This is a genomic window from Streptomyces sp. TE5632 (assembly GCF_054061295.1).
This window is the reverse complement of the sequence record NZ_JBSSEA010000003.1, coordinates 1,764,330-1,778,644: the sequence shown is the minus strand read 5'-3', so window position 1 is coordinate 1,778,644 and position 14,315 is coordinate 1,764,330. Positions and strand designations below refer to the sequence as shown.

The window sequence follows — 14,315 nt, the reverse complement described above, 5'->3', positions numbered from 1 at the left end:
CACGGCCGCGTTTCGCCGCTTCCTGTTCTCGCCGTTCTTCCCGCTTCTCCCGGCTTTCTCCGCTCTCCCCTTCTCGTCCCTCCCGTCCCTCCCGTCCCACCTGTCCCGTCAGTAAGGTGCCGCACGCCCATTGACGCGCGCTTGTCGGGGACACGACCATTCCGGGCACGTAGCGAGAAACCTCTTTCGCATTGCGGAATTCGGGAGGCGCGTCCGTGTACGTCCAGGAACTGGAACCAGTCGCCGGCTCACTCGCTCTCTCCGCCCTCGTGGCGGCATTACCCCTCGTGATCGTCCTCGTCCTGCTCGGCGGCTTCCGTATGAAGGCGCACCTGGCGGGCCTGATCGGGCTGTTGGGCGCCGTACTGGTGGCCTGCCTGGCGTACGGCATGCCGTGGGGCCAGGCGGCTTCCAGCGCCGTCCAGGGAGCCGTCTTCGGTCTCTTCCCCATCATGTGGATCGTCGTCAACGCGCTGTGGGTGTACCGGATGACGGTCCGCACCCGGCACTTCGACATCCTGCGCCGCTCCTTCGGCCGGCTCTCCGACGACCCGCGGATCCAGGCCCTGGTCGTCGCCTTCTGCTTCGGGGCGCTGCTGGAGGCGCTCGCCGGTTTCGGCGCTCCCGTCGCGATCTCCGCCGTGATGCTCGTGGCGCTCGGCTTCGATCCGGTGCGCGCCGCGATCGTCGCGCTGGTCGCCAACACCGCGCCGGTGGCGTTCGGCGCCATGGGAACACCGGTGGTCACGCTCGCCCAGGTCACCGGGCTGCCGCTGGACTCGGTGGCGTCCGTGGTCGGACGCCAGACCCCGCTGCTGGCCCTCGTGGTGCCGCTGGTGCTGGTCTGGCTGGTGGACGGGCGGCGCGGGCTGCGGGACACCTGGGTGCCCGCGGTGGTGTGCGGGGTCGCCTTCGCCATCGCCCAGTTCGTCGCGTCCAACTACGTCTCCGCGCAACTCGCCGACATCGCCGCGGCCATGGCGGGCGCGGGCGCCCTGGTCGCCGTACCGCATTCGCGCGTGCCGGCCTCCGAGGCCGTACGCACCTCCGTACTGACCGGCGTACGCAGCGAGGAGCTGGACGAGGAGGACCCGCGCGGCGAGGTCCTGCGGGCGTACGCCCCGTACGCGCTGATCGTGGTGGTCTTCTCCGTCGCGCAGATCCCGGTGATCAAGGACTGGCTGGCCGGGGCGACCCGGAGGACCGACTGGCCCTTCCTCGACGTCGCCGCGCCGAACGGGGAGCCGGTCGGCGCCAACGTGTTCACCTGGCCGATCGTCTCGACCGGCGGCACCCTCGTCCTGTTCGCCGGGGTGGCCACCGCGGTCGTGCTCGGTGTGCACGCGCGCGTGGCGGTCAGGGAATGGGCGGCGACCGTGTACGAACTGCGCTTCGCCATCCTCACGGTGACCTCCGTGCTGGCGCTCGCCTACGTCATGAACCTCTCCGGCCAGGCGGCGACGATCGGCTACTTCGTGGCCGCCGCCGGTGCCGGACTGGCCTTCCTGTCGCCCGTGCTGGGCTGGTTCGGCGTCGCCGTCACCGGGTCGGACACCTCGGCCAACGCCCTCTTCGGCGCCCTCCAGGTGACCGCCGCCCGGGAGTCCGGGCTGTCGCCCGACCTGCTGGCGGCCGCGAACAGTTCGGGCGGTGTCCTCGGCAAGATGATCTCGCCGCAGAACCTCACCATCGCCTGCGCCGCCGTCGGGCTGGCGGGCAAGGAGGGAGACCTGCTGCGCAAGGTGCTGCCCTGGAGCCTCGTCCTGCTGTTCGTGATGTGCCTGGTCGTGGTGGGCCAGAGCACCGCGGTGCTGGGGTGGATGCTGCCCTGACCCGAGACCCACCTGGAACGACACCTGGAACGACACCTGGAACGACACCTGGGAGGACACCCGAGACGACACCGGAGAGGGCACCCGGGACGACGTCCCGTGAGCCCGGTCGGGCCACACCGAACCGCCCGCAGCGGAGTGTCATCCGCTGCGGGTAGTTTGTGGTGACCACAGGACTTTCGGAAGGGTTGGCCGTGGCTGCTGATCTGTCACAGATCGTGAAGGCGTACGACGTACGTGGGATCGTCCCCGACCAGTGGGACGAGCCCCTGGCCGAACTCTTCGGCGCGGCCTTCGCCCGGGTGACCGACGCGAGCGCCATCGTCACCGGCCATGACATGCGGCCCTCCTCGCCCGGCCTGTCGGGCGCCTTCGCCCGCGGGGCCGCGGCCCACGGCGTCGACGTGACCGAGATCGGCCTCTGCTCCACGGACCAGCTCTACTACGCCTCGGGCGCGCTGAACCTGCCCGGCGCGATGTTCACCGCCTCGCACAACCCGGCCCAGTACAACGGCATCAAGCTGTGCCGCGCGGGCGCCGCCCCGGTCGGTCAGAACACCGGGCTGGTGGAGATCCGCGAACTCGTCGAGAAATGGAGCGAGTCGGGTGCCCCCGAGCCGGTCGGCCCGATGGGAACGATCACCCGGCGGGACACGCTGGGCGACTACGCGGCGCATCTGCGCTCCCTCGTGGACCTGACCGCCGGCCGCCCCCTGAAGGTCGTCGTCGACGCGGGCAACGGCATGGGCGGGCACACCGTTCCCACGGTGCTGGCGGACCTGCCGCTCACCGTCGTCCCGATGTACTTCGAACTCGACGGCACCTTCCCCAACCACGAGGCCAACCCGCTCGACCCGGCCAACCTCGTCGATCTGCGGCAGCGGGTCCGTGAGGAGGGCGCCGACCTCGGCCTCGCCTTCGACGGCGACGCCGACCGCTGCTTCGTCGTCGACGAGCGGGGCGAACCGGTCTCCCCGTCCGCGATCACCGCCCTGGTCGCTGCCCGCGAACTGGCCCGCAACGGTGGCAAGGGCACGATCATCCACAACCTGATCACCTCCTGGTCGGTGCCGGAGGTCGTCGAGGAGAACGGCGGCACACCGGTACGCACGCGCGTGGGCCACTCCTTCATCAAGGCCGAGATGGCCACGCACGGCGCGATCTTCGGCGGGGAGCACTCGGCGCACTACTACTTCCGCGACTTCTGGAACGCCGACACCGGCATGCTGGCCGCCCTGCACGTCCTCGCCGCCCTCGGCGGCCAGCAGGGCACCCTGTCCGACCTGGTCGCCCAGTACGACCGCTACGCCGGCTCGGGCGAGATCAACTCCACGGTCGACGACCAGGCGGCCCGCCTCGCCGCGATCAGGGCCGCGTACGAGGGCCGCGAGGGCATCACCCTGGACGAACTGGACGGCCTCACCGTCACCGCGGCCGACTGGTGGTTCAACGTCCGCCCCTCCAACACGGAGCCCCTCCTGCGCCTGAACGCCGAGGCCCGCGACGAGGCCACCATGACCAGGGTCCGCGACGAGGCCCTGGACATCATCCGAGGCTGAAGCCCCACGACGCCCGCCCCGCGCGGGTGGCCGCCCGGCGTCCTCGTGGCGTCCGGGCGGGCCGGGCGTCGGCCCGACAGCCGCTGCCCGCCCGCACCGGCTCCACCGGCGGTACCCTGACCAGGCACATCCGCATACGCCCGCCCGAAGGGAACCCCCATGCCGCTGGAAACCGGCCTCCTGGAGATCCTCGCCTGCCCGGCCTGCCACTCCCCCCTCAAGGAGCAGGACAGTGAGCTGATCTGCACCGGCCAGGAATGCGGCCTGGCGTATCCGATCCGGGACGGCATCCCCGTCCTCCTCGTCGACGAGGCCCGCCGCCCCGTGTAACCGACGACCCGGCGACCCTGCGCATCAGCGACCCGCCGCCCCGCGTACCGACGCCCCGCCGTTCGAAGGCTGCCGCCCATGATCGACGAATCGCTGCTCGACTCACCGGAGGGCCTCGCCGAGGCCGACCACCGCGGGCTGCTCCGCGGCGCCGCCGAAGCAGGCGCCCGAGTCCGCACCGCCGCCCGGTACGCCGCCGAGGCCGGAGTCCACGACCTCAAGCCCGACGGCCGTCCCCGCGCCGTCCTGATCGCGGGCCCCGGCGCCGCCGCCACCCAGACCGCCGACCTCCTCGGCACCCTCGCCGGCGCCGGCAGCCCCGTCACCCGGATCGCGCCCACCGGCGTGGCCCCCGCCGCGGGCGCGCTGCGCTGGGAGCTGCCCGGCTGGGCCGGCTCCGTGGACCTGCTCCTGATCACCACCCCGGACGGCACCGAACCGGGCCTGTCCCTGCTCTCCGAACAGGCCTACCGGCGCGGCTGCACCGTCGTCGCCGTGGCCCCCGCCCGCACCCCGCTCGCCGAAGCGGTCAACGGCTCCCACGGCCTGTTCGTCCCCATGGCGACCGCACCCTACGAGCAGGACGAGCAGGAGGAACCGCTCGCCTCCTCAGCCCCCGGAGTCCTGTGGGCGCTGCTCACCCCGCTGCTCGCGCTGCTGGACCGCACCGGCCTGCTCACCGCCCCGCCGGACGCCCTGGAGAAGGTCGCCGACCGCCTCGACCGCGTCGCCGAACGCTGCGGCCCGGCCATCGCCATCTACAACAACCCCGCCAAGACCCTGGCCGCCGAACTGGCCGACGCGCTCCCCGTCGTATGGACCGAGGGCACCTCGGCCGGCCCGGCGGGCCGCCGCTTCGCCGCCGCGCTCGCGGAACTGTCCGGCAACCCCGCCGTCGTCGCCGAACTCCCCGAGGCGCTCGGCGTGCACAGCGCCCTGCTGGCAGGCCCGCTCGCCGCCCGCGCCAACCCGGACGACTTCTTCCGCGACCGCGTGGAGGAGCCGCCCGCCCTGCACGCGCGCGTGGTGCTGCTCCGCGACCGCCCGATCGGTGGCCTCACCGCCGCCCCGGCCGCCCGTGAACTGGCCCTCAGCCACGACACGCCGATCAGCGAACTGGAACCGGAGGAGGGCGGCGAACTGGAGACCCTCGCCGAACTGATCGCCGTCACGGATTTCGCCGCCGTTTACCTGGCGCTCACCTCGGGAGCCTGATCATGCCCGGGACGGCCTGACCCGGGCGACCCGCCCGGACGTCCAGACACGGACGTCCGCACGTGGACGTCCACACGCGGACGTCCAGACGCGCAAGCCCCGACGCGGACGGGCCCGTGTCGGGCGGCCCGGCACGGGCGCCCCGCCCCTCCGTACGAGAACCTGCCGAAGGACCCAGAGAGAACCCGATGGATCGCCTCGACAACACCATCCGCCCCTACGCCTGGGGTTCCACCACCGCCATCGCCGAACTGCTCGGCGTCGAACCGACCGGCGAGCCGCAGGCGGAGATGTGGCTGGGCGCCCACCCCGGCGCGCCCTCGCGCACCGACCGGGGCACGCTCGCCGAGGTCATCGACACCGACCCGGAACGGGAACTCGGCGCGGCCTCGGTCGCGAAGTTCGGCCCGCGCCTGCCCTTCCTCCTCAAACTCCTCGCCGCCGGAGCGCCCCTCTCCCTCCAGGTCCACCCCGACCTGGACCAGGCGAAGGCGGGCTACGCGGACGAGGAGCGACGCGGTGTCCCCGTCACCGCCCCGCACCGCAACTACAAGGACGCCAACCACAAGCCCGAACTGGTCTGCGCACTGACCGACTTCGACGGCCTGTGCGGCTTCCGCGACCCGCGGCACGCCGCCGAACTGCTCGACGCCCTCGGCGTGGACTCCCTCAAGCCGTACGTCGACCTGCTGCGCGCCCGCCCCGAGGACGCGGCCCTGCGCGAGGTCCTCACCGCGATCCTCACCGCAGACCGCGACGAAATGGCCCACACCGTCACGGAAGCGGCCGCCGCCTGCGAACGCCTCGGCGGCGACCACGCCCCGTACGCCGAGATCGCCCACCACTACCCGGGCGACCCCGGCGTCATCGCCGCCATGCTCCTCAACCACGTCCGGCTCCAGCCCGGCGAAGCCCTCTACCTCGGTGCCGGCGTCCCGCACGCCTACCTGAACGGCCTCGGCGTCGAGATCATGGCCAACTCCGACAACGTCCTGCGCTGCGGGCTGACCCCCAAGCACGTCGACGTCCCCGAACTCCTGCGCATCGTCCGCTTCGAGCCCCGCGACCCCGGCGTGCTGCGCCCGGAAGCCGCACCGGACGGCGAAGAACTCTACGAAACCCCCACCGACGAGTTCCGGCTCTCCCGCTACGTCCTCCCGGCGGGCGGCACCACCCACGACCTCACGCTGGCCACCCCGCAGATCCTGCTCTGCACGGCAGGTTCGGTACGGGCCGGTGAGCACGAGCTGTCCCCGGGCACCTCGGTGTTCGTACCGGCGGGCGAAAAGGCGGAAGTCTCCGGTACCGGAATCCTGTTCAGGGCAACTGTCGTCGTCTGACCGCCCGATGGCGACGTTCTGGCCCACCGTCGCCCCATCGAGCTGCAACAATGTCCCCCCGTCAAAGGACAGTCGGAGCCCCGGGCGGCGTACGAAGACGTCCGCCCGGGCCCGTGAACGGCGTACGAAGGGACAACGCGAACACATGAGCGCGTCAGGCGGCACCAAGGCGATCGTCGCGGCACTCGCCGCCAACGCCGCGATCGCGGTAGCGAAGTTCGTGGCGTTCCTCTTCAGCGGCTCCTCGTCGATGCTCGCCGAATCGGTGCACTCCGTGGCCGACTCCGGCAACCAGGCCCTGCTGCTGGTCGGCGGCAAGCGGGCGCAGCGGCAGGCCACCCCGCAACACCCCTTCGGCTACGGTCGCGAGCGCTACATCTACGCCTTCCTCGTCTCCATCGTGCTGTTCTCGCTCGGTGGCATGTTCGCCCTCTACGAGGGCTACGAGAAGATCAAGCACCCGCACGAGCTCACGCACTGGTACTGGCCGGTCGGAGTCCTCGTCTTCGCGATCATCGCCGAGGCCTTCTCCTTCCGCACCGCCATCAAGGAGTCCAACGCCCTGCGCGGCAAGCGCTCCTGGAAGGAGTTCGTCCGCCACGCCAAGGCCCCGGAACTGCCGGTAGTCCTCCTGGAGGACCTCGGTGCCCTCGTCGGCCTCGTCCTCGCCCTCGGCGGTGTCGGGCTCGCCCTGCTGACCGGCGACAGCGTCTGGGACGGCATCGGCACCCTCTGCATCGGCGTCCTGCTCGTCCTGATCGCCCTGGTCCTCGCCGTCGAGACGAAGTCGCTGCTGCTCGGCGAGGCCGCGGGCGCCGAGGAGACCCAAAAGATCGAGGCAGCCGTCGTCGACGGCGGCACCGTCACCCGCGTCATCCACATGCGCACCCTCCACATCGGCCCCGAGGAACTCCTGGTCGCCGCGAAGATCGCCGTACGGCACGACGACACGGCCGCGGAGGTCGCCGCCGCCATCGACGCCGCCGAGTCCCGCATTCGCGAAGCCGTCCCGATCGCCCGCGTGATCTACCTGGAGCCCGACATCTACAGCGAGGCCGAATCCGCCAAGGGCGCCGACGCCGAGGCCACCCCCGGCGGCCCGGCCCGGACGGAACACTGACCCAGGCCCGGGCCGTCAGTGTTCGGCGGCCGGCGGTCGGCGGTCAGTGTTCGGCGGTCGGCGGTCGGCGTGATGTGTTCGGTGACTCACTGGGGATGACCGGGCCCGTCGGTGTAGCTTGGGACGAAGCCAGACGTCGCTGCTGATGGCGGTCGGGCGGTCCCTGCGGACCGGCCGAGGGAGAGAGGGCCTCCGACGGACTGCGCTGCGCCGCACGCGGGCATGCCTGTGTCCTCCTCGGGCACTCCTGTGTCCGCCGCCGCGCAGACCAGCCGTACCCACCTCGACCCACACCCCGAGGAGCAGCTCTTCATGACGACTGTCGACAACCGACAGGACTTCAAGGTCGCCGACCTCTCCCTGGCCGCCTTCGGCCGCAAGGAGATCACCCTCGCCGAGCACGAGATGCCCGGCCTGATGGCGATCCGCAAGGAGTACGCCGAGGCACAGCCCCTGGCCGGCGCCCGTGTCACCGGTTCCCTGCACATGACGGTGCAGACCGCCGTCCTCATCGAGACCCTGACCGCCCTCGGCGCCCAGGTCCGCTGGGCGTCCTGCAACATCTTCTCCACCCAGGACCACGCCGCGGCCGCCATCGCCGTCGGCCCGAACGGCACGCCCGAGGACCCGCAGGGCGTCCCGGTCTTCGCCTGGAAGGGCGAGACGCTGGAGGAGTACTGGTGGTGCACGGAGCAGGCGCTGTCCTGGCCGGACACCCCCACCGGCGGCCCGAACATGATCCTGGACGACGGTGGTGACGCCACCCTCCTGGTCCACAAGGGCGTCGAGTACGAGAAGGACGGCAAGGTCCCCTCGCCCGACACCGCCGAGTCCGACGAGCACCGCGTCATCCTCGAACTCCTCACCCGCACGGTGGCCGAGTCGCCGCAGAAGTGGACCCAGCTGGCGTCCGAGATCCGCGGCGTGACCGAGGAGACCACCACCGGCGTCCACCGCCTGTACGAGATGCACCGCGACGGCACCCTGCTGTTCCCGGCGATCAATGTGAACGACGCCGTCACCAAGTCGAAGTTCGACAACAAGTACGGCTGCCGCCACTCCCTGATCGACGGCATCAACCGCGCCACCGACACCCTGATCGGCGGCAAGACCGCCGTCGTCTGCGGCTACGGCGACGTCGGCAAGGGCTGCGCGGAGTCCCTCCGGGGCCAGGGCGCCCGTGTGATCATCACCGAGATCGACCCGATCTGCGCCCTGCAGGCGGCGATGGACGGCTACCAGGTCACGACGCTGGACGAGGTCGTCGACAAGGCCGACATCTTCGTCACCACGACCGGCAACAAGGACATCATCATGGCCGCCGACATGGCCAAGATGAAGCACCAGGCCATCGTCGGCAACATCGGCCACTTCGACAACGAGATCGACATGGCCGGCCTCGCCCAGATCCCCGGCATCGTCAAGGACGAGGTCAAGCCGCAGGTCCACACCTGGACCTTCCCCGACGGCAAGGTGCTCATCCTCCTCTCCGAGGGCCGCCTGCTGAACCTGGGCAACGCCACCGGTCACCCGTCGTTCGTGATGTCCAACTCCTTCGCGGACCAGACCCTGGCCCAGATCGAGCTGTTCACCAAGCCCGAGGCGTACCCGACCGGCGTCTACGTGCTGCCCAAGCACCTGGACGAGAAGGTCGCCCGTCTGCACCTCGACGCGCTCGGCGTGAAGCTGACCACGCTCCGCCCCGAGCAGGCCGAGTACATCGGTGTGACGGTCGAGGGCCCGTACAAGTCGGACCACTACCGCTACTGAGCCCACGCACCCGCCGTGGAGAGCGCACCGGTCCACCGGCGCGCTCCCCGGCAGCGGCCCCATCCGAGGCAGGCCCCCGCACCCCCGTGTCGGGGGCCTGCCCCATGGGTCGGCAGGCGACCGGCCCAGCCCGTCAAGATCCAGGACCCCCATGCCCCGCGGCCGTTATTCGCTCCACGATCCGCACGATCACACCCCCCTCGCCGAAGAGCACTTCCAGTGCGCCCCCGGCCCCTCCGGCTGGCGCTACGTCTCCCAGCTCACCGCCCCCTCCGGCGATCACCTGGGCTCGGTCGACCTCGCCCTCGACGAGCTCGGCCGTCCCATCCGCCTCGAACTGCACGCCGCGAGCTGGCAGGTCCGCGGCGCCGCTCTCGACGGCGTCACCTGGGTCCGTACCGACCCGACCGGAACCCACGCCACCGAAGGCAATGTGCGCGCCCACGCCTTCACCGGCTCGTCCCCGGCGTTCCTCGTCGCCACCGCCCGTCTGCTGCGCCTCACCCCCTCCGCGTCAGCCACCCGCGTACGCCTCGTCGCCCTCACCGATCCGGTGCTCGCCCCGCGCACCGTGGACCAGTCCTGGGCCTTGGTGAGAAGAGAAGCACACGCCACTGACAACGGACCCCTGACCGTGGACGAATACCAGGTCACGGCCCTGGACACGGGCGAGCAGCACACCGTGCACCTCGCCGGGGACGTGGTCCTCGCGGCCCCCGGCATCGAACTCGAGGACCTCGAATCACCGCCCTCGGTCTTCGACTGACCGAAGACGCGAGCGACCGACCCGCAACCGGCCTACACCGGTGGCACGAACCCGGTCGAGGGGCCCTCGGTCGGCGGCGAGGCGGGCGAGGCAGGTGTGAGGGGCACGGCGGGAGCGGACGGAGACGGGGACGGCGGAGCCGCATGGTGCGCGGGCGATCCGTACGCACCCACCGGGCCGACGGCACCGACCGTCCCGCTCCCCGCGGCCGAGGCCTGTCCGAAGGCACGCCGTGCCTCCCGGGCCTGCCGCTCCTGCACCACCGCCGCCAGATACGCCGCCGCCGGAACGCCCTGCGGCACCGGCGCCCCGGTCCGGTCCGCCAGGTCCGCGGCCAACCGCTCCGCCATCGTCCGGCCCACCTGCGGGTCCAGCTGCCGCATCCGCGTCAGGTACTGGCGGACGGCGAGCCACAGACCGTCGGGCACCGCGGACAGATCGAGCCCGGAGAAACGACCGGCCAGCCAGGGCGGAGGCGGCGGTACGAACCCCATCGGCCCGACCGGCAACCTTTCCCGCACGACCAGGGTCCCCGCGAAGACATCCCCGAGCCGCCGCCCCCGAGACGACGCCAGCGAGGCGATGCACGCAATGACGCCCATCGTCATGAGGATCTCGATCACACCGATCAAGCCCCGTACCAGCGCGTGCCGGAAGCGGATCGGTCCGCCGTCGTCCCGTACGACCCGCAGCCCGCACGCCATCTTCCCGAGCGACCGCCCGTGACTGAGCGTCTCGACCGCGATCGGCCCGCCCACCAGCAACAACACGAACACCGCGATGAAGATCGCGGCCTGCGCCGCCTCGTCCAGGGAGGCCGTGGCGGCCACCAGCGCGATCGTCGCCACGACGTACACCGTCAAGGCCGCGGCCAGGTCGAGCAGCACGGCCAGCGCCCTGCTGGGCACCTTCGCGGGGCGCAACTCCAGCGCCACCGCCTCGCCCGTCACCAGCTCACTCATGTCCGCACGTCCTTCCCCTGGCCTGCCCCGAACACCGCCAGTCTGCCAAGCTGATGACACATCGCACCGCGGTACGACCAGCTGATCATGTCGTACGACTCATGCCGTACGACCGATGAGGCCGGCCCGCACGATCGACGACGAGCCTTCGGCCCAGAGCCGACGAACAGCCGAGGAGCAGGCACACCGATGGACCTCGACGTCTTCGTCTCCGCCCACCGCGCGGAGTGGGACCGCCTCGACACCCTGCTCCGGCGCCAGCGCCGCCTGACCGGTGCCGAGGCCGACGAACTCGTCGTGCTCTACCAGCGCACGGCCACCCACCTGTCGCTGATCCAGTCCGCGGCTCCCGACCCGCAGCTCACCGGCAGGCTCAGCCAGCTGGTGGCACGCGCGCGCGGCGCCGTGACAGGAGCCCGCCGTGCATCCTGGCGGGACGTCACACACTTCCTCTCCCACAGCTTCCCGGCCGCCGTCTACCGAGCGCGCCACTGGTGGGTGCCCACCGCACTCCTCTCCACCGCCGTCGCGGCCCTCCTCGGCTGGTGGATAGGTACCCACCCCGAGGTCCAGGCGTCCATCGCCGCCCCCAGCGAACTGCGCGAGCTCACCCGCCCCGGCGGCCAGTACGAGACGTACTACTCCAGCAACCCCGCGGCCTCCTTCGCCGCCCAGGTCTGGACGAACAACGCGTGGGCCGCCGCCCTCTGCCTGATCCTGGGCGTCTTCCTGGGCCTGCCGGTGATCTGGATCCTCTTCCAGAACATGCTCAACCTGGGTATCGGCTTCGGTCTGATGGCCTCCGCCGGCCGACTCGACACCTTCCTCGGTCTCGTGCTGCCCCACGGCCTCCTGGAACTGACCGCGGTCTTCGTCGCCGCCGGCACCGGTCTACGCCTCGGCTGGACCCTCATCGACCCCGGTCCGCGGCCCCGGCGCAGGGCCCTCGCGGAGGAGGGCCGAGCAGCACTGGCCATGGCGATAGGCCTCGCGCTGGTCCTCTTCGTCTCCGGCGCGATCGAAGGCTTCGTCACCCCCTCGGGCCTTCCCACCTGGGCCCGCATCAGCATCGGCGTCGTCGCGGAGCTGCTCTTCCTCGTCTACGTCTACGTAGTGGGCGGACGTGCGGCACGGGCCGGAGAGACCGGTGACCTGGAGGCCGCCGAGCGCAGCGCGGTCGTACCCACAGCCGCCTGATGTGCGGACCGGTCGGTTGAGCTGCTAGTCTCCTCTTCGCCCCGCAGGAGCCGTTGACACAAGCGGTGTGGGGAGGTAGATTTGAACAGTTGCCTGGAGCAGGGTCCCTGGATCCGCAGCGGCAACGGTGAGCATCTGACTGCTTCTCGATACTTCAAACTTTCGACGAAGCCCCTCCCGATGAATCGGAAAGCTACTGCCGGTCAATCCGGCGCGAAACTTCTGATAAAGTCGGACCCGCCGGAAAGGGAAACGCGAAAAGCGTACACCTGGAAAGCAAAACCCCGAGGAAACCGGATCGGAAAGATCTGATAGAGTCGGAAACGCAGGACCGAAGGGAAGCGCCCGGAGGAAAACCCGCGAGGGTGAGTACAAAGGAAGCGACCGTTCCTTGAGAACTCAACAGCGTGCCAAAAATCAACGCCAGATATGTTGATACCCCGTCTCCGGCCCCCAGGGCCGGGACGAGGTTCCTTTGAAAAAACACAGCGAGGACGCTGTGAACCGCCGGATCATTCCTCCGGCGGTTCCGCTCCCGTGTGTGTCACCGGGACACCCCGGAAGCATTCACGGAGAGTTTGATCCTGGCTCAGGACGAACGCTGGCGGCGTGCTTAACACATGCAAGTCGAACGATGAACCACCTCGGTGGGGATTAGTGGCGAACGGGTGAGTAACACGTGGGCAATCTGCCCCTCACTTCGGGACAAGCCCTGGAAACGGGGTCTAATACCGGATGACACCCCCGCCCGCATGGGCGGGGGTTGAAAGCTCCGGCGGTGAGGGATGAGCCCGCGGCCTATCAGCTGGTTGGTGAGGTAACGGCTCACCAAGGCGACGACGGGTAGCCGGCCTGAGAGGGCGACCGGCCACACTGGGACTGAGACACGGCCCAGACTCCTACGGGAGGCAGCAGTGGGGAATATTGCACAATGGGCGCAAGCCTGATGCAGCGACGCCGCGTGAGGGACGACGGCCTTCGGGTTGTAAACCTCTTTCAGCAGGGAAGAAGCGCAAGTGACGGTACCTGCAGAAGAAGCGCCGGCTAACTACGTGCCAGCAGCCGCGGTAATACGTAGGGCGCGAGCGTTGTCCGGAATTATTGGGCGTAAAGAGCTCGTAGGCGGCCTGTCGCGTCAATTGTGAAAGCCCGGGGCTCAACCCCGGGTCTGCAGTCGATACGGGCAGGCTAGAGTTCGGTAGGGGAGATCGGAATTCCTGGTGTAGCGGTGAAATGCGCAGATATCAGGAGGAACACCGGTGGCGAAGGCGGATCTCTGGGCCGACACTGACGCTGAGGAGCGAAAGCGTGGGGAGCGAACAGGATTAGATACCCTGGTAGTCCACGCCGTAAACGGTGGGAACTAGGTGTTGGCGACATTCCACGTCGTCGGTGCCGCAGCTAACGCATTAAGTTCCCCGCCTGGGGAGTACGGCCGCAAGGCTAAAACTCAAAGGAATTGACGGGGGCCCGCACAAGCGGCGGAGCATGTGGCTTAATTCGACGCAACGCGAAGAACCTTACCAAGGCTTGACATACACCGGAAACGCCCGGAGACGGGCGCCCCCTTGTGGTCGGTGTACAGGTGGTGCATGGCTGTCGTCAGCTCGTGTCGTGAGATGTTGGGTTAAGTCCCGCAACGAGCGCAACCCTTGTCCTGTGTTGCCAGCAGGCCCCTCGGGGTGCTGGGGACTCACGGGAGACCGCCGGGGTCAACTCGGAGGAAGGTGGGGACGACGTCAAGTCATCATGCCCCTTATGTCTTGGGCTGCACACGTGCTACAATGGCCGGTACAATGAGCTGCGATACCGCAAGGTGGAGCGAATCTCAAAAAGCCGGTCTCAGTTCGGATTGGGGTCTGCAACTCGACCCCATGAAGTCGGAGTCGCTAGTAATCGCAGATCAGCATCGCTGCGGTGAATACGTTCCCGGGCCTTGTACACACCGCCCGTCACGTCACGAAAGTCGGTAACACCCGAAGCCGGTGGCCCAACCCCTCGTGGGAGGGAGCCGTCGAAGGTGGGACTGGCGATTGGGACGAAGTCGTAACAAGGTAGCCGTACCGGAAGGTGCGGCTGGATCACCTCCTTTCTAAGGAGCATCTAGCTGCCGCAGGCAGCCAGAGCCACTGCGCCGGCATCCGTCCGGCGGTGGTCAGCTCATGGGTGGAACGTTGATTATTCGGCACGGTCCAGGACGGACCAGGCGCTAGTACTGCCCCTC

At 69.7% G+C, this 14,315-nt stretch carries 10 protein-coding genes and 1 rRNA gene; 10 read left to right on the top strand and 1 reads right to left on the bottom strand.

From position 1 onward, the window contains the following. Positions 1-215: 215 nt before the first annotated feature. The 8 genes from ACVW19_RS13140 to ACVW19_RS13105 all read left to right on the top strand — a co-directional run bounded on the left by ACVW19_RS13140 (position 216) and on the right by ACVW19_RS13105 (position 9,932). Positions 216-1,832: an L-lactate permease gene (locus ACVW19_RS13140; RefSeq protein ID WP_457459469.1), complete on the top strand. Its 1,617-nt coding sequence runs from the start codon at positions 216-218 to the stop codon at positions 1,830-1,832. A 194-nt stretch (positions 1,833-2,026) separates the two neighbouring features. Next, positions 2,027-3,391: a phosphomannomutase/phosphoglucomutase gene (locus tag ACVW19_RS13135; protein WP_457459467.1), complete on the top strand. Its 1,365-nt coding sequence runs from the start codon at positions 2,027-2,029 to the stop codon at positions 3,389-3,391. 159 nt (positions 3,392-3,550) lie between these two features. Further along, entirely contained in the window at positions 3,551-3,721 is a 171-nt protein-coding gene (locus ACVW19_RS13130; RefSeq protein ID WP_109380987.1) for a Trm112 family protein, read from the top strand. A 78-nt stretch (positions 3,722-3,799) separates the two neighbouring features. Then, the gene (locus tag ACVW19_RS13125) at positions 3,800-4,936 is read left to right on the top strand and encodes an SIS domain-containing protein (protein ID WP_457459465.1); all 1,137 of its coding nucleotides are present in this window, start codon (positions 3,800-3,802) and stop codon (positions 4,934-4,936) included. A gap of 188 nt (positions 4,937-5,124) precedes the next feature. Next, entirely contained in the window at positions 5,125-6,276 is a 1,152-nt protein-coding gene (gene manA, locus ACVW19_RS13120; protein WP_457459463.1) for a mannose-6-phosphate isomerase, class I, read from the top strand. Positions 6,277-6,421: 145 nt separating this feature from the next. After that, positions 6,422-7,396, top strand: a complete 975-nt coding sequence (locus tag ACVW19_RS13115) for a cation diffusion facilitator family transporter (protein ID WP_457459461.1) — start codon at positions 6,422-6,424, stop codon at positions 7,394-7,396. A gap of 312 nt (positions 7,397-7,708) precedes the next feature. Then, positions 7,709-9,166, top strand: coding sequence for an adenosylhomocysteinase (ahcY, locus tag ACVW19_RS13110; RefSeq protein ID WP_457459459.1), 1,458 nt, complete (start codon positions 7,709-7,711; stop codon positions 9,164-9,166). A 151-nt stretch (positions 9,167-9,317) separates the two neighbouring features. Next, a complete protein-coding gene (locus ACVW19_RS13105) occupies positions 9,318-9,932 on the top strand; it encodes a hypothetical protein (RefSeq protein ID WP_457459457.1) in 615 nt (204 codons plus the stop codon). Positions 9,933-9,964: 32 nt separating this feature from the next. On the opposite strand, the gene ACVW19_RS13100 is transcribed toward ACVW19_RS13105, so the two are convergent. Next, the gene (locus tag ACVW19_RS13100; RefSeq protein WP_457459455.1) at positions 9,965-10,894 is read right to left on the bottom strand and encodes an RDD family protein; all 930 of its coding nucleotides are present in this window, start codon (positions 10,892-10,894) and stop codon (positions 9,965-9,967) included. 189 nt (positions 10,895-11,083) lie between these two features. Here ACVW19_RS13100 and ACVW19_RS13095 point away from each other — a divergent pair, with 189 nt between their 5' ends. Beyond that, entirely contained in the window at positions 11,084-12,091 is a 1,008-nt protein-coding gene (locus tag ACVW19_RS13095; protein ID WP_457459453.1) for a stage II sporulation protein M, read from the top strand. A gap of 566 nt (positions 12,092-12,657) precedes the next feature. Further along, a 16S ribosomal RNA gene (locus tag ACVW19_RS13090) occupies positions 12,658-14,183 on the top strand. Positions 14,184-14,315: the final 132 nt, after the last annotated feature.